Source organism: Pseudomonas fuscovaginae SE-1 (assembly GCF_000364705.1).
GTDB classification, from domain to species: Bacteria; Pseudomonadota; Gammaproteobacteria; order Pseudomonadales; family Pseudomonadaceae; genus Aquipseudomonas; species Aquipseudomonas fuscovaginae_A.
Genome location: NZ_AQOH01000204.1, coordinates 22896 through 47131 on the forward strand (window position 1 = coordinate 22896; position 24236 = coordinate 47131).

Below are 24236 nucleotides of genomic sequence, written 5' to 3' on the forward strand. Positions count from 1 at the left end.
CGCGCGCCATCTTCATAACCATCGATAGTCGTTGATTGACCTGCGTATCGGTTAGACTTGCCACCTTTCCCGTCTTTAGAAGCCCTGTTCATGGCCCAGCCGTCCACGACCTACAAGTTCGAACTCAACCTCACCGACATGGATCGCAACGTCTACGAGAGCGTCAAGCAGACCATTGCCCGCCATCCTTCGGAGACCGAAGAACGGATGGCCGTGCGGCTGTTGGCCTACGCCCTCTGGTACAACGAGCTGCTGGCCTTTGGCCGTGGCCTGTCTGAAGTAGACGAACCAGCGTTGTGGGAAAAAAGTCTGGACGACCGTGTACTGCACTGGATCGAAGTCGGCCAGCCGGACGCCGAACGCCTGACCTGGTGCTCGCGTCGCACCGAACGCACCAGCCTGCTGGCCTACGGCAGTCTGCGGGTCTGGGAAGGCAAGGTGGTGCCGGCAGTGAAGAACCTGAAGAACGTCAATATCGCCGCCGTTCCGCAAGAGGTGCTGGAAACCCTTGCCCAGGACATGCCCCGGGTGATCAAGTGGGACGTGATGATCAGCGACGGCACCGTCTTCGTCACCGACGACCGTGGCCAGCACGAAGTCCAGCTCCAGTGGCTGCTGGGCGAGCGCGGCTGAGTCCGGACGCCGTTTCAATTCCTGTGTCCTGAAGAGAAATTCCGCCAGCGTTATGCGTATCGAACCCCGCCCACTGCCCGCCACCCTGCCGTTCCTCGGTGACTTGCCGCCCCTGCTGACCCGCCTGTACGCGGCGCGGGGCGTAATGTCGCAAGAAGAGTTGGATACGAGCCTGCAACGGCTGATTCCGTATCAGCAACTCAAGGGCATTGATGCCGCGGTGGATTTGCTGGTGGCGGCCTTTGAGCAACGTCAGCGCATCCTGATCGTCGGTGATTTCGATGCGGACGGTGCGACCGCCAGTGCTGTGGGCGTGTTGGGCTTGCGTTTGCTGGGCGCCGCCCATGTTGATTATCTGGTGCCCAATCGTTTCAAGTTTGGTTACGGCCTAACTCCTGAAATTGTGACTGAGGCATTGCCGCGCAAGCCGCAGTTGCTGATCACTGTTGATAACGGAATCTCGAGTATTGATGGTGTGCTGGCGGCGAAAGAGGCTGGCCTGAAGGTGCTGGTTACCGATCACCACTTGCCTGGCGATGAGTTGCCAGCGGCGGATGCCATCGTCAACCCCAATCAGCCTGGCTGTGAATTTCCAAGCAAATCGTTGGCTGGCGTTGGAGTGATTTTCTACGTTCTGATGGCCTTACGTGCTCGCTTGCGCGACGATCTGGGTTGGTACACGAGCAAAAAACAGCCGAATATCGGCGAATTGCTTGATTTGGTGGCGTTGGGCAGCGTTGCGGATGTGGTACCGCTCGATGCCAATAATCGTATTCTGGTTCAGCAGGGGCTCAAGCGTATTCGTGCTGGGCAGGCTCGCGCAGGCATCAAGGCGATTTTGCAGATTGCCAAGCGCGACCATGCGCGTATCACCTCCACCGACCTGGGCTTCATTCTGGGACCGCGTCTGAATGCGGCTGGGCGCCTGGACGACATGAGCCTGGGGATCGAATGCCTGCTCAGCGATAATGCAGAGGTAGCCAGGGAAATGGCGACTCAGCTTGATGATTTGAACAAGGACCGTAAATCCATAGAGCAGGGTATGCAGCGTGAAGCGCTGAAGCAGTTGAAGGATTTGTCCCTGGAGACAATGCCTTTCGGCTTGTGCCTGTTCGAGCCGGATTGGCATCAGGGGGTCATCGGCATCTTGGCGTCGCGAATGAAGGACCGGTATCACCGTCCGACGATTGCTTTTGCCGATGCGGGAGATGGCATGCTTAAGGGATCGGGGCGTTCGGTAGCGGGGTTTCATATCCGTGATGCCTTGAGTGTCGTGGCGGCGCGCTATCCTAATCTGATGGGGAAATACGGTGGACACGCAATGGCTGCGGGTCTAAGTCTGCCCAAAGAACATTTCCCGCAGTTCGCCCAAGCGTTCGATGACGAAGTGCGCCGTCATTTAGGCGAAGACGACCTGACCGGCAGGCTGGTAACGGACGGGCCGTTGTCGGTGGAAGAGTTCAACCTCACCTTGGCTCACGCATTGCGCAACGCCGGCCCTTGGGGCCAGCATTTCCCTGAGCCGGTTTTCCATGGCGTGTTCGAACTGTTGAACAAGCGCATAGTGGGTGAGCGGCACCTGAAAGTGCAGCTCAGAAGCGAGTGTGGTTCGTTGAAGCTTGAGGGCATTGCTTTCGGAATCGATCCCGAGGCCTGGGCGAACGCGCGGGTAGAGTGGGTCGAGTTGGCTTACAAGTTGGACGTCAACGAATACCAAGGCAAGGAAACCGTCCAACTGAAGATCGATCATATCGAACCGCGCTGATATACGCAGCGTTTGAACCCTCCGGTGTCCGCCATTGTCGACTAGGCTCTAAGCACTGTCTGAATGGTCTTGTGACGTTGTCTTCCTTTCCACCCGCCGGGGGGGCGGCCATCTACTTCGATCATGTCACTCGCCGACGTTCTCACAGAACCCTGGAGCCAGCCCACTTGATTTGAGAGGTGCCCCATGAGTCTGCTGCTTGAACCCTATACCCTTCGTCAATTGACCCTGGCGAACCGCATCGCGGTCTCGCCGATGTGCCAGTACTCCAGTGTCGATGGCCTGGCCAACGACTGGCACCTGGTTCACCTCGGCAGCCGCGCGGTGGGGGGCGCCGGGCTGGTCTTTACCGAAGCCACGGCAGTGACCGCCGACGGCCGCATCACCGCCCAGGACCTGGGCCTGTGGAACGACGAACAGATCGAACCGTTGCAGCGCATCACCCGCTTTATCGCGGCGCAGGGCGCCGTGGCCGGGATCCAACTGGCCCATGCCGGACGCAAGGCCAGCACGCATCGGCCGTGGCTCGGCAAGCATGGCAGCGTCAAGCCGGAGGAGGGTGGCTGGACGCCGGTCGGACCGTCGCCGATCGCTTTCGACCCACAGCACACCCAGCCTGTACAACTCGACGAGGGGCAGATCGCCGATGTGATCGGGGCCTTCGTCGCGGCGGCTCGACGCGCGCTGGTCGCCGGCTTCAAGGTGGCCGAGGTGCATGCCGCCCATGGCTACCTGCTGCACCAGTTCCTCTCGCCACTGAGCAACCAGCGGCGTGACCAGTACGGTGGCTCGTTCGACAACCGTATCCGCCTGGTCCTGCAGGTGAGCGAGGCGGTGCGTGCGGTCTGGCCTGAAGAATTGCCGCTGTTCGTGCGGGTTTCGGCCACCGACTGGGTGGAGGATGGCTGGAACCCGGATGAAACCGTGGAGCTGGCGCGGCGCCTGAAAGCCCTTGGTGTCGACCTGATCGACGTCTCGTCCGGCGGGACCGCCGCCAACGCGGAGATTCCCACCGGGCCGGGCTACCAGACCCGCTTCGCCGAACGCGTGCGCAAGGAATCGGGTATCGCCACCGGCACGGTCGGGTTGATCACCGAGCCGGCCCAGGCCGAACACATCTTGCGTACCTGCCAGGCCGACATCATCCTGTTGGCCCGCGAGCTGCTGCGCGATCCCTACTGGCCGTTGCACGCCGACGACGACCTGGGCGGACGCAAGGCCGTCTGGCCGGCGCAGTACCAGCGTGCGACCCATCGCGACCAACCCATCCATGAATCGGACCTGCGTGAATAAAGGCCATAAGGTGTTGATCGAGCGAGACCTGCAGTTGGGCGACCTGGGCCAGTGGCACTGATCGATCGCAAGAAACTGATCGAACAGTCTACCGTGTCCAGGCCGACCGCGACGCGCTGTTCTGCCTGCTGAACCAGCTGGGCAGCATGTCGCGGTTCTGATAGCCGATGAATGATCGTACCTGCGACAGGCCGACATCCTTGAACGGGAAGTCGCGGCGGGTGAGGTCTGTCTTGTTGCGTTAATTGCCCGAGCAACCGTCGTCGGCCCGGGCGATTGCCGTTACCGGCTGATACTCCAGGCGTCGCCCGCTGGCGCGGTACCGCGGTCGTAGGGTTTGCCCAGCCACATGTAGAGCAGGCCGAGGCCGATGACGATCGCCGTGGTCAGGACCATGGCGTAGTTGGTGTACCACGGCGCATCCGGGGTCCGCGGCCAGGCCATGTTGACGATCGCGCTGACCCCGTAGAGCAGCGCTCCGATGTTCACCGGTAGGCCCCAGGCGCCGAGGTTGAACTGGCCACTGGGTTTCCAGCCGCGGGCCCGGGCGAACAGGGCGGCGAGCACGATCATCTGGAAGGCCAGGTAGATGCCGATGGCGGCGAAGCTGACGATGGTCGCCACCGCGTCCTGCAGGAAGAAGCCCAGGGCGATGATCAGCGCCGGCAGCACGCCGGAGACGAACAGCGCCGGGACCGGCACCTGGGTGGTCGGCGAGAGGCGCTTGAGCAGTTGGCTGCCGATGACCATCTCGTCGCGGGCGTAGGCGTACAGCAGCCGGCTGGCGGCGGCCTGCAGGCTGATCACGCAGGAGATGAACGAGATCATCACCACGCCCATCACCACTTTCGAGCCGACGCTGCCGAAGGCATTGTTGAGAATGGTGGTCACCGGGTCCTTGTCGGTGCCGTTGATCACCGCCTGCATGTCCGGCACGGCGAGGATCAGCGCCAGGCAGGCGAACATCGCCGCGATACCGCCGATGTAGATGGTCATGCGCATGGCCACCGGAATGCGCTTGCTCGGGTTCGGGGTTTCCTCGGCCACGTCGCCGCAGGCCTCGAAACCGTAGTAGAGGAACATGCCGGCCAGGGACGCGGTGAGGAACGCCGGCAGGTAGGAGCCGTCGACGCGGATGTCGAAGGTGTCGAGCAGCACGCTCAACGGCTGGTGGCGTTCGAAGACCAGCAGGTAGACCCCGACGACCACCGCGCCGACCAGTTCGCAGAGAAAACCGAACAGGGCGATACGCGCCAGGGTCTTGGTGCCGCTGAGATTGATCAGGGTGGCGAACAGCGTCAGCACCAGGGCGATGACGATGTTGGTGTGGTTGCTTGGCTCGAAACCGAGCATGGCCGCCAAGTAGGGGCCTGCGCCGACGGCGACGGCGGCGATGGTCACGCACAGGGCGATGGAGTAGATCCAGCCGACCATCCACGCCCAGCGTTTGCCGACCAGGCGCCGGGCCCAGGGATAGACGCCCCCGGAGATCGGGAACTGCGAAACCACTTCGCCGAAGATCAGGCACACCAGCAACTGCCCGCAACCGACCAGCAGGTAGGCCCAGAACATCGGGGGGCCACCGGCGGCCAGGCACAGGCCGAACAGGGTGTAGACGCCGACCACCGGCGACAGGTAGGTGAAGCCCAGGGCGAAGTTTTCCCACAGGCTCATGCTGCGATTGAAGTTCGAGGTGTAGCCCAGTTGCCTCAGTTGTTCGGCATCGCTGTCGGCGTTGGCGCCGAGATGGGGTTGTGCACTCATGGCGGTATTGCTCCGGAAGATCGGCGGATTCTGGCCGTTCGAAACCGTGGCCGGGCCATGGGGCCCGTCCCGGTTCGATGTTGTCGTGTTGGTTCTGGTTTACGGGTGGAGCGTCCATGAGACCGCAAGGCGGTCTGCCGCTGACAGGCCGGCTTCCTGCCGGCCTGCTGGCGAATCCGTCAGTGCTTGAACATCACATGGCGCACGGTGGTGTAGTCCTCCAGGCCGTACATGGACATGTCCTTGCCATAGCCGGACAGTTTCTGCCCGCCATGGGGCATCTCGCTGACCAGCATGAAGTGGGTGTTGACCCAGGTGCAGCCGTACTGCAGGCGGGCCGAGAGGCGATGGGCACGGCCGACATCGGCTGTCCAGACCGACGACGCCAGACCGTAGTCCGAGTCGTTGGCCCACTCCAGCACCTGCGCCTCATCGGTGAAGCGGGTCACCGACACCACCGGACCGAACACCTCGCGGCGGACGATCTCGTCGTCCTGCTGGGCGTCGGCCAGCACGGTCGGCTCGAAGAAGAAACCGGGACCCTCCACGGCCTTGCCGCCGGTCACCAGGCGGATGTGCGGCTGGGCGATCGCGCGTTCGACGAAGCCGACGACTCGGTCACGATGCTGGGCGGTGATCAGCGGGCCGAGTTCGGTCGACGGATCGTCCTGCGGGCCGTACTGGATGCTGCTCACGGCGGCACCGAGCTTCTCGACGAATTTCTCGTAGATGCCGGCCTGGGCATAGATGCGGCAGGCGGCGGTGCAGTCCTGTCCGGCGTTGTAAAAGCCGAAGGTGCGGATGCCCTCGACGGCGGCATCGATATCGGCGTCATCGAAGATGATCACCGGCGCCTTGCCGCCCAGTTCCATGTGCATCCGCTTGACGCTGTCGGCGGTGCTGGAAATGATGTTCGAGCCGGTGGCGATCGAGCCGGTCAGCGACACCATGCGCACTTTCGGATGGGTCACCAGCGGGCTGCCGACGCTCGGGCCACGGCCGAACACCAGGTTCAGCACACCGGCCGGAAAAATGTCGGCGGCCAGTTCGGCCAGGCGCAGGGCGGTCAACGGGGTCTGTTCCGACGGCTTGAGCACCACGGTGTTGCCGGCGGCCAGGGCCGGGGCTATTTTCCAGGCGACCATCATCAGCGGGTAGTTCCACGGTGCGATGGAGGCGATCACGCCCACCGGGTCGCGACGGATCATCGAGGTGTGGCCCGGCAGGTACTCACCGGCGGCCGAACCGCTCAGGCAGCGGCTGGCGCCGGCGAAGAAACGGAACACGTCGGCAATCGCCGGGATCTCGTCGTTGAGCGCGGCGCTCAATGGCTTGCCGCAATTGTCCGACTCCAGCTTCGCCAGCTCCTCGCCATGGGCCTCGATGGCGTCGGCGAGTTTGAGCAGCAGCAGCGAGCGGTCCTTCGGCGCGGTCTGCGACCAGTTGGCGAAGGCGGCGTCTGCGGCGCGTACGGCGGCATCGACCTGGGCCTCGCTGGCCTCGGGGATTTCCACCAGCACACGGCCCAGGGCCGGGTTGAGCACGGGTTGGGCAGGGCCTTCGCCGGTGACGAGGCGGCCGTTGATCAGCAGTCTGGTTTGCATATCGATGTCCTCATGAGGCATTCACAGGTTCCGATGAACACCGTTTCGTTGACGCGGGTTCCCTGTAGGAGCGGGGCTTGCCCGCGAAGCTTTTAGCGATCTTGCGGATGCATTCGCGGGCAAGCCCTGCTCCTACAGGTTGGGTGTTCATCCTGGTAAAGGGGTTATTTGCCGCTGCCGGCCACGCTCTCGCCGCCACGGGTCAGGTAGTAGGCGCCGAGGATCGGCAGCATGGTGACCAGCATCACCAGCATCGCCACCACGTTGGTCACCGGTACGTCCCGTGGCCGGCTGAGCTGGTTGAGCAGCCAGATCGGCAGGGTGCGTTCGTGCCCGGCGGTGAAGGTGGTGACGATGATCTCGTCGAACGACAGGGCGAAGGCCAGCATGCCGCCGGCCAGCAGCGCCGAGCCGAGGTTCGGCAGGATGATGTAGCGGAAGGTCTGCCAGCCGTCGGCGCCGAGATCCATCGACGCCTCGATCAGGCTGTGGGAGGTGCGCCGCAGCCGGGCGATGACGTTGTTGTAGACGATCACCACGCAGAAGGTCGCGTGCCCGACGACGATGGTGAACATGCCGGGTTCTATCCCCAGCGACTTGAAGGTCGCCAGCAGGGCGATGCCGGTGATGATCCCTGGCAGGGCGATCGGCAGGATCAGCATCAGCGAGATGCCCTGCTTGCCGAAGAACTCTCGGCGATACAAGGCCGCCGAGGCCAGGGTACCGAGGACCATGGCGATCAGCGTGGCGATGGCGGCGACCTGCAGCGACAGCTTGATCGCTTCCAGCACGTCCGGCCGCGAGAAGGCCACGCTGAACCACTTCAGGGTGAAGCCCTGGGGCGGGAAACTGAACGCCGCGTCTTCGGTGTTGAAGGCGTACAGGAAGATGATCAGGATCGGGAAGTGCAGGAACACCAGCCCGCCCCAGGCCGCGATACGCAGGCCCAGGGACGCTCTGTCCCCGTGCTTTTCTGACTTAGAGTGCATCGAAGGCCCCCAGGCGTTTGACGATGGACAGGTAGACGGCGATCAGCACGATCGGCACCAGAGTGAAGGCGGCCGCCATGGGCATGTTGCCGATGGCGCCCTGCTGGGCGTAGACCATGCTGCCGACGAAGTAGCCGGGCGGGCCCACCAGTTGCGGCACGATGAAGTCACCCAGGGTCAGCGAGAAGGTGAAGATCGAGCCGGCGGCGATGCCGGGTACCGACAGCGGCAGGATCACCTGCATGAAGGTCTGGCGCGGCTTCGCCCCGAGGTCGGCGGAAGCCTGCAGCAGCGAGGGCGGCAGGCGCTCCAGCGAGGCCTGGATCGGCAGGATCATGAACGGCAGCCAGATGTAGACGAACACCAGGAAGCGCCCCAGGTGCGAGGTCGACAGGGTGCTGCCCCCGACGCCGGGAATGCCCAGTACGAACTGCAGCAGCGGTTCCAGGCCCAGGTGCTGGACGAACCACTGGGCGACGCCGCCCTTGGCCAGCAGCAGGGTCCAGGCATAGGCCTTGACGATGTAGCTGGCCCACATCGGCATCATTACCGCGATGTAGAAGAACGCCTTGGTCTTGCCGCTGGTGTAGCGCGCCATGTAGTAGGCGATCGGGAACGCGACGATCCCGGCGGCGATCGATACCGCCACCGCCATGCTCAGGGTACGCACGATGATGTCGAAGTTCGCCGGATTGAACAGCGCTGCGAAGTTCGCCAGGGTCAGGTCCGGGGTGACCGCCATGGTGAAGTCGTCGAAGGTGTAGAAGCCCTGCCAGAGCAGGGTCAGCAGTGAGCCGAGGTAGATCGCGCCGAACCAGATCAGCGGCGGTACCAGCAGCAGCGCCAGGTAGAAGTTGGGCCGGCGGTAGAGCAGGTTGGAGAACCTGCGCAGGGGCGACGGACTGGCCGTCGTCGAGTTCAGGGCCAGGCTGCTCATGTCACACCTCGCTCGCCAGCTGGATCATGGCTTCCCGTGCCCAGCGCGCGGTAAGGCGCTGGCCGGTCTGGTGGCGGGCGCTGGTGTCCTGCCACTGGGTGTTGAGCTGGCTGATGTTGAGGCTCTGGCCGTTGTCCAGCTTCAGCTCGAAGCGGGTGGCGCTGCCCTGGTACTGGATGTCGTGGAGCACGCCGCTGACCTCGACCTCGTTGCCCTGGGCCGGGCCCTCGGCGAAACGCACGTGCTCGGGGCGGATCGAGAAGGGTTGGTCACTGCCGCCCAACTGCCGGGCCAATTCGCCACGGATCACGTTGGAGGTGCCGACGAATTCGGCGACGAAGGCGGTCGCCGGTTTCATGTAGAGGTTGCGCGGGGTATCGACCTGCTCGATGCGGCCCTTGTTGAACACGGCCACGCGGTCGGACATCGACAGGGCCTCGGTCTGGTCGTGGGTGACGAAGATGAAGGTGATGCCCAACTGGCGTTGCAGCTTCTTCAGTTCGCTCTGCATCTGCTCGCGCAGCTTGAGGTCCAGGGCACCGAGGGGCTCGTCGAGCAGCAGCACCCGTGGGCGATTGACCAGCGCCCGGGCCAGGGCCACGCGCTGGCGCTGGCCGCCGGACAGTTGCACCGGCTTGCGTTCGCCGTAGCCGCCCAGGGCGACCATGGCCAGGGCTTCCTCGGCGCGTGCCAGGCGTTCGCCCTTGCCGACGCCCTTGACCTTGAGGCCATAGGCGACGTTGTCACGCACGTTCATGTGGGGGAACAGCGCGTAATCCTGGAACACGGTGTTCACGTCGCGCTGGTACGGCGGCAGCCCGGCGGCTTCCTCGCCGTGGATGCGGATCGAGCCGGCGCTGGGTTGTTCGAAGCCGGCGATCAGGCGCAGGCAGGTGGTCTTGCCCGAGCCGGAGGGGCCGAGCATGGAGAAGAACTCGCCGTCCTGGATATCGATGGAAACCCGGTCAACGGCCTTCACTTCGCCAAACTGACGGGAAACGTGGGTGAACTGGACTGCAAGCGTCATGGTGCGGTGCTCCAAGAAGACATGTGTGGCGAGGGGGCTTGTCCCCGCTCGGCTGCGAAGCAGCCGTAGGCCGGTTACTGCGCTTTATCTGATGCAACCGGGCAGCCGGATTCAGGGGCGCTTTGCGCCCCAGCGCGGCGGTGCGGCGTCCCGACAAGCCCGCTCGCCACAGGTTTCGTTATTGCCGGGGGAGAATCAGCGGCCACCCATGATCGCGATGTAGTCCTGGGTCCAACGGCTGTAAGGGACGAACTTGCCGCCTTCGGCTTGCGGGGTCTTCCAGAAGGCGATCTTGTCGAAGGTCTCGAAGCCGTTGGTCTTGCAGCCTTCGGCGCCGAGCAGTTCGCTCTCCTTGCACGCCGCGGGCACCGCCGGCAGGGAGCCGAACCAGGCGGCCACGTCACCCTGGACCTTGGGTTGCAGCGACCAGTTCATCCACTTGTAGGCGCAGTTGGGGTGCTTGGCCTCGGCGTGCAGCATGGTGGTGTCGGCCCAGCCGGTCACGCCTTCCTTGGGAATGGTCGAGGCCACGGGCTGCTTGTCGGCCTGCAGGCCGTTGACCATGTAGCCCCAGGAACTGGAGGCGGCGACGCCTTCGTTCTTGAAGTCGCTCATCTGCACGGTCGCATCGTGCCAGTAGCGGTGGATCAGCGGCTGCTGGGCACGCAGCAGGTCGAGCACGGCCTTGTACTGGGTCTCGGTCAGCTCATAAGGGTTCTGGATGCCCAGTTCCGGCTTGGCCGACTTGAGGTACAGCGCCGCGTCGGCGATGTAGATCGGGCCGTCATAGGCTTGCACGCGGCCCTTGTTCGGCTTGCCGTCCGGCAGGTTCTGCGCCTCGAAGACCACGCCCCAGCTGGTAGGTGCCTGCTTGAATACGCTGGTGTTGTACATCAGCACGTTCGGGCCCCACTGGTAGGGGGTGCCGTAGGTCTGCTGGTTGACCACGTACCACGGTGCGTCCTTCAGGCGCGGATCGAGGTTCTTCCAGTTCGGGATCAGTTCCGGGTTGATCGGCTGTACACGCTTGCCGACGATCAGGCGCAGTGAGGCATCGCCCGAGGCCGTGACCAGGTCGTAGCCGCCCTTGGCCATCAGGCTGACCATCTCATCGGAGGTGGCGGCGGTCTTCACACTGACCTTGCAGCCGGTTTCCTTTTCGAAGCCGGTGACCCAGTCGTAGGCCTTGTCACTCTCGCCGCGTTCGATGTAGCCCGGCCAGGCCACGATATCGAGTTGGCCTTCGCCGGCGCCGATGGCTTTCAGCGGTTCGGCGGCCTGGACGCTGGCGCTGGCCAGCAGGGCGGTGGTCAGTGCACTGAGCAGTGCGGTCTTGTGCGCGAACATCGGTTTTCCCTCTTCTTTAATTATGGTCGGGGCAGTCGAACGGGGTAGAGCATGCCGCTGGCGGCTTCTTGTTAGGGTAGTGCGTGTTACAGATGCTGGCCGTGACGCGCCATGATGTGGCGCACCACGCTGTAGTCCTGCAGCGAATCGCTGGACAGATCCTTGCCGTAGCCGGAGCGCTTGAGGCCACCGTGGGGCATTTCGCTGACCAGCATGAAGTGGCTGTTGATCCAGGTGCAGCCGTATTGCAGGCGCGAGGCGACCTGCATCGCCTTGTCCAGGTTCTGGGTCCAGACCGAGGAAGCCAGGGCGTATTCCGAATCGTTGGCCCAGTCCACCGCCTGGCTCAGCTCGTCGAAGCGGGTCACCGTGACGACCGGGCCGAACACCTCGCGCTGGACGATCTCGTCGCTCTGCTTGCAGCCGGCGAGCAGGGTTGGCTGATAATAGAAGCCGGGACCGGAGTGCACCGCCGCACCGGTCACCCGTTCGATATGCGGCTGGCCGAGGGCGCGCTCGACGAAGCTGGCGACGCGGTCGCGCTGGCGGGTGCTGATCAGCGGGCCGATCTCGTTGTCGGCATCGCGCTTGCCGGCAAAGCGCAGGCTGGCGACCGCCGCACCGAGTTCGGCGACCAGGCGGTCATGGATGCCGGCCTGGGCGTAGATCCGGCAGGCGGCGGTGCAGTCCTGGCCGGCGTTGTAGTAGCCATAGCTGCGCACACCCTCGACCACCGCCTGGATATCGGCATCGTTGCAGACGATCACCGGGGCCTTGCCGCCGAGTTCGAGGTGGGTGCGCTTGACGCTTTTCGCGGCGGCCTGGAGGATCTTTTGCCCGGTGACGATATCGCCGGTCAGCGACACCATGCGCACCTTGGGGTGGCTGACCAGGTGGCTGCCGACACCTTCGCCGCCGCCGCAGACGATATTGATCACGCCGGCCGGCAGCAGTTCGGCCAGGGTGGGTGCCAGGGCCAGGATCGACAGTGGGGTGTGCTCGGACGGCTTGAACACCAGCGTGTTGCCGGCGGCCAGGGCCGGGGCGATTTTCCAGGCGGCCATCATGATCGGGTAATTCCACGGCGCGATGGAGGCGACCACGCCGATCGGGTCGCGGCGGACCATGCTGGTGTAGCCCGGCAGGTATTCGCCGGACAGTTGCCCGGTCTGGCAGCGCACCGCGCCGGCGAAGAAGCGGAACACATCGACCGTCGCGCTCAGGTCGTCCTGGCGTGCCAGGTGCAGCGGCTTGCCGCAATTCAGCGATTCTAGGCGGGCCAGCAGGTCGGCATTCTTCTCCACCGCGTCGGCGATCGCCAGGAGAATGTTCGAACGTTGTTGCGGGGTGGTTCGCGACCATTCGGCGAACGCCCGGTGGGCGGCGAGGATCGCGCTTTCGACCTGTTCGCTGCTGGCCTCGGCGATCTGCGTGATGACCTCGCCCGTGGCCGGGTTGAGGATCGGTTCGACGAAACCTTGGCCTGCAACGAGTTCACCGTCGATCAACAACGAGGTGAACAACGGGGTCGGGTGCGCGCCAGCCATTTTGCGAGTTCTCTTTTCTTGTGTGGCCATGAAGCTTCCCTTGCAACTGGAGTCCGGCCTTTTTCTAGATGGATGGAAAGAGACTAGTGGCCGGAGCAGAGGTCGACAAATACTAAATATTGAAAGCGGCGTTCGATTAAATCGATGGCTTGCGTCCGCCGTGGGGTTGTTCGCGGGCCACGGTGAGGAACGGGTCGACCAGCGTCGGCCGGGCCGTACCGCGGCGCCAGGCCAGGCCGACGTCGAGGGTTTGGCTGAGGTCGGCGATCGGCCGGGCCTCGATGATGTCGCCTTCCAGCGACCAGGGCCGGTAGGTCATGTCCGGCTGGATCGACAGGCCGAGCCCGGCCGCCACCAGGCTGCGCACCGCCTCGGTGGAGGCCGTGCGCAGGCTGGTGCGTGGTTGCAGGCCGGCGCCGCGCCACATGCGCTGGGCGTTGCGGTCCATCTCGTCGACGTTGAGCTGGATCAGTGGCTCACGGGCCACGTCGGCGAGGTTGATGCTGTCGTGCTCCAGCAGCGGGTGCTGGGCCGGCAGCCACAGGCGATGCGGCGAGTGGGTCAGGACTTCGGTCTGCAGGGCGTGGCGGTCTTCGAGGTTGGAGAGGATCAGCACGCCGACGTCGATCTCGCCGCTGACCAGCAGGTGCTCGATGTACGGCCGCTCGTCCTCGGTCACGCGGATCTCCACGTTGGGGTAGGCGCGCTGGAAGCGGGTGAGCAGGTCGGCCAGGTAGTAGCCGGCCACCAGGCTGGTCACGCCGACCGTCAATTGCCCGCTGACCTGGTCGGTGCTCTGTTGCAGGCTGCGCTTGGCGTTGTCGACGGTGGCCAGGATCAGGTGCGCCTGGCGCAGGAACTGGTGGCCCTGGTGGGTCAGGGTCATGCCCTTGGCGTGGCGGTTGAACAGGCTGACGCCGATTTCCTGTTCCAGTTGCTGGATCGCCAGGGTCAGGGTCGACTGGGAAATGAACACCGCCTGGGCGGCGGCCGAGATCGAGCCGGTTTCGGCCACGGCGATGAAGTGGCGGATCTGACGCAGGGTCATCATGGGGGCGTTACCCTTGCCGGTTTTCGGTGAGTTGTTTTTATGGAGATGGGCCAGTGTATATCTTTTTAATCGAATGCCTGGTCAGCAAGTCAGGGTTCGCGCAAAGGGACGTGCAACATCTGGAAGCACACTGGTCAACCGCTGTCTGAAAGCTCGTTTTACTCTGTAGGCCTATTCGTCGTTTGCGGAGCGTGTCGATGAACACTCGCGGATTGCTCGATCAGTTGCTCAAGTCCGGCCAGGAACTGTTGCAGAGTCAGGGGCGCGGCAAGCCGGACAATGCCTCGGACAAGGGCGCGCTGGGAAGCCTGCTTGGCGGCAAGGGCGGTTCGGCGGGGCTGGGCAGTCTGCTTTCCGGGGCCGGTGGTGGCGCATTGGCGGCCGGCGCCATGGGGCTGCTACTGGGCAGCAAGAAGGCGCGCAAGGTCGGTGGCACGGTATTGACCTACGGCGGGCTGGCGGCGCTGGGGGTCCTGGCCTACAAGGCCTATGGCAACTGGCAGGCCCAGCAGGCCAACGCGTCCCCGGCGCAGCCGCAGACTCTCGATCGCCTGCCGGCGGCGCAGGTGGAACAGCACAGCCAGGCGATTCTCCAGGCGCTGGTGGCGGCGGCCAAGGCCGATGGGCATGTCGACGCGCGGGAGCGGGAGTTGATCGAGGGCGAGTTCGTCAAGCTGGGCAGCGATCGCGAGTTGCAGCAGTGGCTGCATGCCGAGCTGAACAAGCCGCTGGACCCGGCGCAGGTCGCCCGGGCGGCGGGCACCCCGGAGATGGCCGCGGAAATGTACATCGCCAGCCTGCTGATGGTGGATGAAGAGAACTTCATGGAAAAGGCCTATCTGGACGAACTGGCGCGCCAGTTGCGGCTGGAACCGGGTCTGCGCCAGGAACTGGAGCGGCAGGTCCGCCAGGCCGCCGCGCAGTGACAGGGCGTCTCACTGGAAATCGGGCAGCACATCCTCCGCCTGGTGGAAATGCGCCTGGCCCTTGCCAGCGTGCTTGGCCCGGTAGAGGGCCTTGTCCGCCAGCCCCAGCACATCACTGAGGTCGGGATCGTCGAGTGGCCAGACCGCGCCGCCGATGCTGCAGCCGATCCGTGCCGGAACCTGGTGCAGCATGATCGAATGCGACAGGCTGGCGAGTATCCGGTTGGCGATGGTCCGGGCCTGAATCAGGGCGTCGCTGCGCGGTACCTGCAGCACCATGAGGAACTCGTCACCACCGAGCCGCGCGACCATGTCGCCTTCGCGTAGGCAGGTACGCAGCCGGCCGGCTACCTCTTTCAGCAATTCATCGCCGCCAGCGTGACCGAACTGATCGTTGATCGGCTTGAATCCATCCAGGTCCAGATACAGCAGTGCCAGGCAATTGTTCTGCGACTGGCTGCGCTCTTGCGCCCGTGGCAGGTATTTCTCCAGTGCCGCCCGGTTGGGCAGGCCGGTCAGTGCATCGTGGTGCGCCAGACTTTCCATGACCCCGAGGGCGGTCTGGTGGTTGCTCAGGCTGTGCACCAGGTGACGGATCGACTGGCTCAACTGGGCGATTTCCCGTGTGCCCTTGAGTTGCGGAATCTCCATCGTTTCACCGAGGCTCAGGCGATCGGCGGCATTGGCGATGACGTTCAGCGGCCGGGTGAACCAGGTTGCCAGTAGCCAGCCGATCACGGCGACGATCAATGCGAGGGCAACGCCCCAGACCAGAATGTCGCGCTGCAGCGCCTTGGACGGGGCGTACGCTTCGTCCAGGGTCTGGCGGGTGATCACGGTCCAGCCCAGGCCGGCATAGGCTTCATGGCCGCGACTGGACGCCAGTCCGGTCAGATACTCCTGGCCGTCCGGCCAGCGTTGGACCGCCCAGCGCGGTGGCGTATTCGGACTGTCGAGCAGCGGCAGGTGCAACGGTTGGCCGATGTCTTCGCGGGGGCCGAGCAGTATCCGATGATCGGCGGCCACGACAAAGAACTCGATCTTGCGCCTTGCCTGCAATGGCCTCTTCAACGACTGGCGCAGGTTTTCGGCCCAGCTCCAGGAGAGGTGCGCGGCCAGTACCCCGACTTTTTTCCGGGCCTCGCCGCTGGCGCCATTGAACACCGGCAGGCTGATGTCGACGAATTTCAGGGGTTCGCCGCTGGGGTTGGGCAACAGTCTGGAGAGCAACAGTGCCTCGTGCACATCACCGATGAACATGCCCTCGAGGCCCTGGCTGAACACCGGGCGTTGCCTGATGCTGGTGCCTTGCAGGATACCTCCGGTCGATACCCGTACCCGACCCTCGGTATCGGTGAGGCCGAGCCAGGCGAGGTCGGAGAATTCGCCCTGCAACTGATCGAGCAACTGACGGATCTGTTCCAGGTCGGTGGCCTGCTGCAGGATCTTCAGGCGGCTGATGACACTCAGCAGATGCAGGCGGTTGGCAATGGCCCGGTCCAGGCGGTCGGACATCTGGTAGGCGGCTTCCGCCAGGTCCTGGCCGATCTCGCTGCGCATCCGCACACTGGAATCATGCCCGATGAACGAGCCCAGCAACCAGCTCAGCACACTCACCAACAGGGCGATGGCAAGTGCGAGGCGGCTACGCAGGCTGGGCAGTACGGGCATCAGGCAGTTCCCATGAACGGTGCGACTAATTGACGGAAGTCATGAACGGCAACACTGCGCTTTCAACCAGGCAGGGGGATTTTGTAGAGGGTGTCGGCAGGTAGCCGGCCAGGATTAGAAATCTCCTGTAAGTTATATTCCCTATATTTGTAATTCCGGTCATAGCCTGTGCATAAATGATGGCACACCCTCGGCTATACTGCCCTCCATTTGAAAATGCTTCCCGAGGACTGATTGTGAAGAACTGGACTCTGCGTCAACGGATACTCGCGAGTTTTGCCGTCATCATCGCGATCATGTTGTTGATGGTCGTTGCCGCGTATTCCCGGTTGTTGTCGATCGAGTCCAGCGAGGAAAGTGTGCGCAGTGACGCGATTCCCGGTGTCTACTACAGCACCATGATCCGCAGTTCCTGGGTCGAGAGCTACGTGCTGACCCAGCAACTGCTCGGCTTCAACGGCGACGGAGTGATCAGCGTCGCCGACCAGGAACAATACAAGACCTTCGCCAGTCGCCTGCTCGAACAGATCGACAATTACCAGAAGACCATCTTCGATGGCGAAGACCGGGCGCGTTTCGAGCTGTTCAAGCGCGAGCACGAGGCCTATACCAAGGCCCTGGCCAATGTGCTCGACCTCTACCAGCGCAAGCAGAACGATGAAGCGATCCGCCAGTTCAAGCAACAGTTGACGCCGGCCTGGATGAATGGGCGCAAGGAACTCAACGACATCATCCTGCAGAACAAGGACGTTGCCGACAATGCCACCGATGCCATCAACTCCGCAGTGTCGTCGGCGAAGATCAGCATGGTCATTTCCCTGTTGCTCGCGGTGCTTGCCGCGGGTCTGTGCGGCTGGTTGCTGATGCGCGCCATCACTTCACCGATGCAGCGTATCGTCGAGATCCTCGAGATCATGCGTACCGGCGACATGAGCAACCGCCTGAACCTGGAACGCAAGGACGAGTTCGGTTCGGTGGAGACCGGTTTCAACGACATGATGACCGAACTGACCGCCCTGGTGTCCCAGGCGCAGCGCTCGGCGGTGCAGGTGACCACTTCGGTCACCGAGATTGCCGCCACCTCCAAGCAGCAGCAGGCCACGGCCACCGAGACCGCTGCCACCACCACCGAAATCGGTGCGACGTCGCGGGAAATCGCCGCGACCTCCCGTGATCTGGTGCGCACCATGACCGAAGTGTCGTCCGCCGCCGACCAGGCTTCGGTGCTCGCCGGCTCCGGCCAGCAGGGCCTGGCCCGGATGGAGGACACCATGCATTCGGTGATGGGGGCCGCCGAACTGGTGAACTCCAAGCTGGCGATCCTCAACGAGAAGGCCGGCAACATCAACCAGGTGGTGGTGACCATCGTCAAGGTCGCCGACCAGACCAACCTGCTCTCGCTCAACGCCGCCATCGAGGCGGAGAAAGCCGGGGAGTATGGCCGCGGTTTCGCCGTGGTCGCCACCGAGGTGCGGCGTCTGGCCGACCAGACCGCCGTGGCCACCTATGACATCGAGCAGATGGTGCGCGAGATCCAGTCGGCGGTATCCGCCGGTGTCATGGGCATGGACAAGTTTTCCGAGGAGGTGCGCCGCGGCATGTTCGAAGTGCAGCAGGTCGGCGAGCAACTGTCGCAGATCATCCACCAGGTGCAGGCCCTGGCGCCGCGGGTGCTGATGGTCAATGAGGGCATGCAGGCCCAGGCCACCGGCGCCGAGCAGATCAATCTCGCGCTGGTGCAGTTGGGCGATGCCAGCAGCCAGACCGTCGAGTCGCTGCGCCAGGCCAGTTTTGCCATTGACGAGCTGAGTCAGGTCGCGGTCGGCCTGCGCAGCGGCGTCTCGCGTTTCAAAGTCTGATGAGCGAACTGCTGGCCAAGCGCGTTGCCAGCGCGCCGTCCCGGGACAGCCTGTTCCTGGTCTTTCGCATCGGTGGCGAGCGCTACGCCTTGGGCGCCGTGGAGATCGCGGAAGTCCTGCCGCGCCGGCCACTCAAGGCCATCGCCCATGCGCCGGCGTGGGTCGCGGGCGTATTCGCCCATCGTGGCTCGATGGTGCCGGTGATCGACGTCAGTGCCATGACCTTCGGCCAGCCTGCCGTGGACCGCACCAGCACGCGGCTGGTGTTGGTGCGCTACCGGCCCGAGGCGGATGCCGCCAGTGCTTTGCTCGGACTGATTCTCGAACAGGCCACCGATACCCTGCGTTGCAACCCGAACGATTTCCAGCCTTACGGCCTGGACAATCGCCAGGCGCCCTACCTGGGACCGGTACGGGAGGACGGGCAGGGGCTGGTGCAACGTATCCGTGTCAACGACCTGCTCGGGCCAGAGGTGCGTGCGCTGCTGTTTCTCGAATCCGCCGAGGGCCTGTGATGAGCGCCGACCAGCGATTCTTCGATTTTCTCAAGGAACGTATCGGCCTGGATGTCGCCTCGGTCGGGCCGCTGATCATCCAGCGCGCCGTTCGCCAGCGTTGCACTCAACTGCAGATGGAAACGTCCGAGCAGTACTGGGACAGGCTGCAGGCTTCCGTCGATGAGCAGCAGGCGCTGATCGAGGCGGTGATCGTTCCGGAAACCTGGTTTTTCCGCTATCCCGAATCCTTCGCGACACTGGCCCGGCTGGCGACCGAGCGCCAGGAGCAATTGCGTGGCATGCGTGCGCTGAAGATCCTCAGCCTGCCATGCTCCACCGGCGAAGAGCCCTATTCGATCGCCATGGCCCTGCTGGATGCCGGGCTTGCGCCCCACCAGTTCAAGGTCGACGGGATCGATGTCAGCCCGGCGTCGGTCGAGCGCGCCAGGCGTGCGATCTATGGCCGGAACTCGTTTCGCGGCGAGGACATCGGTTTTCGCGAGCGACACTTCACGGCGCTCGACGAGGGCTACCAGGTCAGCGAAAGGGTTCGTGAGCAGGTGCGGTTGCGCGCGGGCAACCTGCTGGAGCCCGGGCTGCTGGCCGGCGAGGTCTATGACTTCGTGTTCTGTCGCAACCTGCTGATCTATTTCGACCTGCCGACCCAGCAGCAGGTCTTCGAGATTCTCAAGCGCCTGACCCATGTCGACGGCGTGCTGTTCATCGGCCCGGCCGAGGGCAACCTGCTGGGCCGGATGGGCATGCGTTCGATCGGTGTGCCGCAGTCGTTCGCCTTTCGCCACCATGCGCCGGCCGAGCCCGAACCCGTGGTGGCTTTTGTGCCGCCAAGCATGCCGCCACCCTTGCCGGCCCGTACCCCGTCCGCCAAGGTTGCCACTCCACGGCCTGGTCTTCGGCCGGCACTGTCCACCGTGCCGCCGTCGGCGCCGCCTCCTGCCAGGCCCGCGGCGTCGGCGGGCGACGCCGCGGGCCTGCTGGCGCGGATTGCCGAACTGGCCAACGAAGGTCGTAGCGACGAGGCCCGTCAGGCCTGTGACAGTTTCCTGCGCCAGCATGAGCCGGTGGCCCAGGTGTTCTACTGGCAGGGCCTGCTGAGCGATGTGGCCGGCAATGCGCGGCAAGCCCAGGCTTTCTACCGCAAGGCGCTGTACCTCGACCCGCAGCACCCGGAGGCCCTGGCGCAACTGGCGGCGCTGCTGGCCGCCCAGGGCGACGTGGCCGGAGCCCGAAGATTGCAGGACCGCGCCGCCCGTAGCGGGCGTGTCGCTGACAGTGAGCGTAAACGATGAGCGGTGTGACAGCCTTGAACCTTATCCATGAAGACGCCGAGGCCATCGACGATTGCTGGAACCGTATCGGTATTCACGGTGACAAGTCCTGCCCGCTGCTGGCTGAGCATATCCATTGTCGCAATTGCGCCGTGTATTCCGCCGCCGCCACCCGCCTGCTGGATCGCTATGCCCTGCGACAGGAAAGTCGCGAGCAGGTTGCACAGCAGGAGGGCGAGGCGGTCGCCACCCGTTCCCTGCTGATGTTCCGTCTCGGCGAGGAGTGGCTGGGCCTGGCCACCCGCTGCCTGGTGGAGATCGCGCCGTTGTGCTCGATTCATTCGTTGCCGCACCAGCGCTCGCGGGCGCTGCTGGGCGTCGCCAATGTGCGCGGGGCGCTGGTGGCTTGCCTGTCGCTGGTGGAGCTTCTGGGACTGGATGCGACGGTCACGGCCGCGCCCGCTGGCCGGGTCATGCCGCGCATGCTGATCATTGCCGCCCCGGGCGGCCCGGTGGTGGTCCCGGTGGATGAGGTGGACGGTATCCATGCCATCGACCAGCGCCTGCTCGATGGTGCGTCCGCGGCAGGTCCCCAGGCCAGCGCCAAGTACACCCGCGGGGTTTTACCCTTCAGGGGGCGCAGCCTGCGCTGGCTGGATGAAGAGCAACTGCTGTCTGCCGTGGCCCGGAGCCTGACATGACCCCCGATCAGATGCGCGACTCGTCGTTGCTCGAACTGTTCACCCTGGAGGCCGAGGCTCAGACCCAGGTGCTCAGCGCCGGCCTGCTGGCGCTGGAGCGCAATCCCACCCAGGCCGACCAGCTCGAAGCCTGCATGCGCGCCGCCCACTCGCTCAAGGGCGCGGCGCGGATCGTCGGTGTCGATGCCGGGGTGAGCGTGGCCCATGTGATGGAGGATTGCCTGGTCAGCGCCCAGGAGGGCCGGCTGTATCTGCAACCCGAGCATATCGACGCCTTGCTGCAGGGCACCGACATGCTCATGCGCATCGCTACCCCCGGTAGTGCCAACGTCGGCCCGGTCGACGTCGAGGCATACCTGCTGTTGATGAAAACGCTGCTCGACCCTTCGGCGTTGAGCGCCCGCATTGCGCCACCGACGGCGGCGGCACCGCCCGTTCTGGAACCGGAGCCGAGCGTGCCGGTGGTGGTGGCCGAGCCTGAACCGTTGCCCGCTCCGAGCGAGCCAGAGCCCGTCGTGCAGCCGAACAGGCGAGCCGCCACCGAAGGCGGCGAGCGGGTGCTGCGGGTCACGGCCGAGCGCCTGAACAGCCTGCTCGACCTGTCGAGCAAATCCCTGGTGGAAACCCAGCGACTCAAGCCCTACCTGGCCAGTCTGCAACGCCTGCGGCGCATGCAGGGCAACAGCCAGCGGGCCCTGGACAGCCTCGGCGATCAGTTGAAAGGTGTAGGCCTGAGCCTGGAGGCCGAGGAGGCGCTGGCCGATGCCCGGCGCCAGTTGGCCGAGTCGCAGCAGATGCTGATCGCGCAGATCGCCGAACTCGACGAGTTCGGCTGGCAGGCCGGCCTGCGTGCCCAGGTGCTTTATGACACGGCCCTGGCCTGCCGCATGCGGCCTTTTGCCGATGTGCTGGGCGGGCAGGCGCGGATGGTCCGCGATCTTGGCCGCAGCCTGGGCAAGCAGGTGCGGCTGGAGATCGAGGGGGAGAAGACCCAGGTCGATCGCGATGTCCTGGAGAAACTCGAGGCACCGCTCACCCACTTGCTGCGCAATGCCGTCGATCACGGTATCGAGAGCCCGGAGCAGCGGGTGCTGGCCGGCAAGCCCGCCGAGGGCCTGATCCGTCTGCGCGCCTCGCATCAGGCCGGCCTGCTGGTGCTGCAACTGCAGGACGACGGTGGAGGTGTCGACCTCGAGCGGTTGCGCCGTAGTATCGTCGAGCGCAAGTTGTCGCCCGCCGAAACCGCCGCGCAGCTCAGCGAGGAGGAGTTGCTGACCTTCCTGTTCCTGCCCGGCTTCAGCCTGCGCGACAAAGTCACCGAGGTGTCCGGACGCGGTGTCGGCCTGGATGCCGTGCAGCACATGGTTCGGCAACTGCACGGTGCGGTCGTGCTGGAGCAGACGACCGGGCAGGGCAGCCGTTTCCATCTGGAAGTGCCGTTGACCCTGTCGGTGGTGCGCAGCCTGGTGGTCGAGGTGGGAGGGGAGGCCTATGCCTTCCCGCTGGCGCATATCGAGCGGATGCTCGATCTACCGACGGAAGACATCGTGCAACTGGAGGGGCGCCAGCATTTCTGGTACGAAGGTCGCCATGCCGGCCTGGTTGCCGCCAGCCAACTGCTGCAACGGCCGGCCAGCGATCATGTCGGCGATACCCTCAAGGTCGTGGTGATCCGCGAGCGTGACGCGGTCTACGGGCTGGCGGTCGAGCGTTTCATCGGCGAGCGCACCCTGGTGGTGCTGCCGCTCGATCCGCGCCTGGGCAAGGTCCAGGACATTTCCGCCGGGGCCTTGCTCGATGATGGCTCGGTGGCGTTGATCGTCGATGTCGAAGACATGCTGCGTTCGGTGGACAAGCTGCTCAACACCGGTCGCCTGGAACGTATCGACCGGCGCAGTCGTCAGTCCAGCGAGGTGGCGCGCAAGCGCATCCTGGTGGTCGACGACTCCCTGACCGTGCGCGAACTGCAGCGCAAGCTGCTGATCAACCGGGGCTACGAGGTCGCGGTGGCGGTGGATGGCATGGACGGTTGGAACGTGTTGCGCGCCGAGGATTTCGATCTGCTGATCACCGACATCGATATGCCGCGCATGGATGGCATCGAGTTGGTCACGCTGTTGCGCCGCGATAGCCGTCTGCAGTCGTTGCCGGTGATGGTGGTTTCGTACAAGGATCGCGAAGAGGACCGTCGACGTGGACTGGACGCCGGAGCCGACTATTATCTGGCCAAGGCCAGTTTCCATGACGATGCCTTGCTCGATGCGGTGGTGGAACTGATAGGAGGCGCTCAGGGATGAGGATCGCGATCGTCAATGACATGCCCATGGCCGTCGAGGCCTTGCGCCGTGCCCTCGCGTTCGAGCCGGCACACCAGGTGATCTGGGTGGCGAACAATGGCGCCGATGCGGTGAAACTGTGCGCCGAGAATACCCCGGACCTGATCCTGATGGACCTGATCATGCCGGTGATGGATGGCGTGGAGGCCACGCGACGGATCATGGCCGAGTCGCCCTGCGCGATCGTCATCGTCACCGTCGACCGCCAGCAGAACGTGCACCGGGTATTCGAGGCCATGGGCCACGGGGCGCTGGACGTGGTCGATACGCCGGCCATCGGTGGTGCCAGTCCGCGGGACGCCGCCGCTCCTTTGTTGCGCAAGATCCTCAATATCAGTTGGCTGATCGGCCAGCGCGGCAGCCGGGTCCGCAGCGTCCCGACGCCCGATGAGAATGGCGGAAACCGGCAGAAACTGGTGGCCATCGGCTCCTCGGCCGGCGGCCCGGCTGCCCTGGAAAATCTGCTCAAGGGCCTGCCGGCCGATTTTCCCGCGGCGATCGTGCTGGTACAGCATGTCGACCAGGTGTTCGCCGCCGGCATGGCCGAATGGTTGGGCAGCGCCTGCGGTTTGCCGGTCAGGCTGGCCCGCGATGGCGAGCCACCGCAGAACGGTACGGTGCTGCTGGCTGGCACCAACCACCATATCCGTCTGTTGCAGAATGGCGCGCTGGCCTATACCGCCGAACCGGTGAACGAGATTTATCGCCCCTCCATCGATGTGTTCTTTGAAAGCGTTGCCAATTACTGGAAGGGTGACGCGGTGGGCGTGTTGCTCACCGGCATGGGCCGCGATGGTGCCCAGGGCTTGAAGTTGATGCGTGAGCGAGGCTACCTGACGATCGCCCAGGATCAGGACAGCAGCGCGGTGTACGGGATGCCCAAGGCGGCAGCTGCTATCGATGCCGCGGTGGAAATTCGCTCACTGAACAGAATCGCGCCACGTCTGCTGGAGATATTTCCAACATGAGCCCTACAACCGGCACTCGTGGCTTGAATGCA

At 64.4% G+C, this 24236-nt stretch carries 19 protein-coding genes; 10 read left to right on the forward strand and 9 right to left on the reverse strand.

The window, feature by feature from the left end; translation table 11 throughout:
• The first annotated feature begins 90 nt into the window (after positions 1–90).
• The 3 genes from K675_RS0118520 to K675_RS0118530 all read left to right on the forward strand — a co-directional run bounded on the left by K675_RS0118520 (position 91) and on the right by K675_RS0118530 (position 3691).
• Positions 91–633: a YaeQ family protein gene (locus K675_RS0118520; RefSeq protein ID WP_017904979.1), complete on the forward strand. Its 543-nt coding sequence runs from the start codon at positions 91–93 to the stop codon at positions 631–633.
• Between the two features lie 52 nt (positions 634–685).
• Complete coding sequence (gene recJ / locus K675_RS0118525; protein ID WP_017904980.1) at positions 686–2398, forward strand: single-stranded-DNA-specific exonuclease RecJ; 1713 nt, start codon at positions 686–688, stop codon at positions 2396–2398.
• 186 nt (positions 2399–2584) lie between these two features.
• Positions 2585–3691, forward strand: a complete 1107-nt coding sequence (locus K675_RS0118530; RefSeq protein ID WP_017904981.1) for an NADH:flavin oxidoreductase/NADH oxidase — start codon at positions 2585–2587, stop codon at positions 3689–3691.
• 282 nt (positions 3692–3973) lie between these two features.
• On the opposite strand, the gene K675_RS0118535 is transcribed toward K675_RS0118530, so the two are convergent.
• The 8 genes from K675_RS0118535 to K675_RS0118570 all read right to left on the reverse strand — a co-directional run bounded on the left by K675_RS0118535 (position 3974) and on the right by K675_RS0118570 (position 13957).
• Positions 3974–5455, reverse strand: a complete 1482-nt coding sequence (locus tag K675_RS0118535) for an APC family permease (protein ID WP_017904982.1) — start codon at positions 5453–5455, stop codon at positions 3974–3976.
• A 179-nt stretch (positions 5456–5634) separates the two neighbouring features.
• Complete coding sequence (locus K675_RS0118540) at positions 5635–7059, reverse strand: gamma-aminobutyraldehyde dehydrogenase (RefSeq protein WP_026145327.1); 1425 nt, start codon at positions 7057–7059, stop codon at positions 5635–5637.
• A gap of 164 nt (positions 7060–7223) precedes the next feature.
• Positions 7224–8048, reverse strand: a complete 825-nt coding sequence (locus K675_RS0118545) for an ABC transporter permease (protein ID WP_026145328.1) — start codon at positions 8046–8048, stop codon at positions 7224–7226.
• Positions 8038–8985 (reverse strand): ABC transporter permease, encoded by a 948-nt coding sequence (locus tag K675_RS0118550; RefSeq protein ID WP_017904985.1) that lies wholly within the window; start codon positions 8983–8985, stop codon positions 8038–8040. The genes K675_RS0118545 and K675_RS0118550 overlap by 11 nt, the downstream gene beginning before the upstream one ends.
• A gap of 1 nt (position 8986) precedes the next feature.
• Positions 8987–10012 (reverse strand): ABC transporter ATP-binding protein, encoded by a 1026-nt coding sequence (locus tag K675_RS0118555; RefSeq protein WP_017904986.1) that lies wholly within the window; start codon positions 10010–10012, stop codon positions 8987–8989.
• A gap of 195 nt (positions 10013–10207) precedes the next feature.
• Positions 10208–11359, reverse strand: coding sequence for a putative ABC transporter substrate-binding protein YdcS (gene ydcS, locus K675_RS0118560; RefSeq protein WP_017904987.1), 1152 nt, complete (start codon positions 11357–11359; stop codon positions 10208–10210).
• Positions 11360–11445: 86 nt separating this feature from the next.
• The gene (locus K675_RS0118565) at positions 11446–12936 is read right to left on the reverse strand and encodes a gamma-aminobutyraldehyde dehydrogenase (protein ID WP_080635366.1); all 1491 of its coding nucleotides are present in this window, start codon (positions 12934–12936) and stop codon (positions 11446–11448) included.
• Between the two features lie 106 nt (positions 12937–13042).
• The gene (locus K675_RS0118570; protein ID WP_017904989.1) at positions 13043–13957 is read right to left on the reverse strand and encodes a LysR family transcriptional regulator; all 915 of its coding nucleotides are present in this window, start codon (positions 13955–13957) and stop codon (positions 13043–13045) included.
• Between the two features lie 197 nt (positions 13958–14154).
• Here K675_RS0118570 and K675_RS0118575 point away from each other — a divergent pair, with 197 nt between their 5' ends.
• Positions 14155–14883, forward strand: a complete 729-nt coding sequence (locus K675_RS0118575) for a tellurite resistance TerB family protein (protein WP_017904990.1) — start codon at positions 14155–14157, stop codon at positions 14881–14883.
• A gap of 9 nt (positions 14884–14892) precedes the next feature.
• Here K675_RS0118575 and K675_RS0118580 read toward each other — a convergent pair whose 3' ends face one another.
• A complete protein-coding gene (locus tag K675_RS0118580) occupies positions 14893–16554 on the reverse strand; it encodes a diguanylate cyclase domain-containing protein (protein ID WP_017904991.1) in 1662 nt (553 codons plus the stop codon).
• A 296-nt stretch (positions 16555–16850) separates the two neighbouring features.
• Between K675_RS0118580 and K675_RS0118585 the strand changes: the two genes are divergently transcribed.
• Genes K675_RS0118585 through K675_RS0118610 form a run of 6 tightly spaced genes read left to right on the forward strand, consistent with a single transcriptional unit; the run spans position 16851 to position 24204 of the window.
• Positions 16851–18413, forward strand: a complete 1563-nt coding sequence (locus tag K675_RS0118585) for a methyl-accepting chemotaxis protein (RefSeq protein ID WP_420066344.1) — start codon at positions 16851–16853, stop codon at positions 18411–18413.
• Positions 18413–18928 carry a chemotaxis protein CheW gene (locus K675_RS0118590; RefSeq protein WP_017904993.1) on the forward strand — a complete coding sequence of 172 codons (516 nt, stop codon included), beginning with the start codon at positions 18413–18415 and terminating at the stop codon, positions 18926–18928. The genes K675_RS0118585 and K675_RS0118590 overlap by 1 nt, the downstream gene beginning before the upstream one ends.
• Positions 18928–20220: a CheR family methyltransferase gene (locus K675_RS0118595; RefSeq protein WP_017904994.1), complete on the forward strand. Its 1293-nt coding sequence runs from the start codon at positions 18928–18930 to the stop codon at positions 20218–20220. The genes K675_RS0118590 and K675_RS0118595 overlap by 1 nt, the downstream gene beginning before the upstream one ends.
• A complete protein-coding gene (locus K675_RS0118600; RefSeq protein ID WP_017904995.1) occupies positions 20217–20900 on the forward strand; it encodes a chemotaxis protein CheW in 684 nt (227 codons plus the stop codon). Before K675_RS0118595 ends, K675_RS0118600 begins: the two co-directional genes overlap by 4 nt.
• The gene (locus tag K675_RS0118605; RefSeq protein ID WP_017904996.1) at positions 20897–23197 is read left to right on the forward strand and encodes a hybrid sensor histidine kinase/response regulator; all 2301 of its coding nucleotides are present in this window, start codon (positions 20897–20899) and stop codon (positions 23195–23197) included. Before K675_RS0118600 ends, K675_RS0118605 begins: the two co-directional genes overlap by 4 nt.
• Positions 23194–24204, forward strand: a complete 1011-nt coding sequence (locus K675_RS0118610) for a chemotaxis response regulator protein-glutamate methylesterase (protein ID WP_017904997.1) — start codon at positions 23194–23196, stop codon at positions 24202–24204. The genes K675_RS0118605 and K675_RS0118610 overlap by 4 nt, the downstream gene beginning before the upstream one ends.
• Positions 24205–24236: the final 32 nt, after the last annotated feature.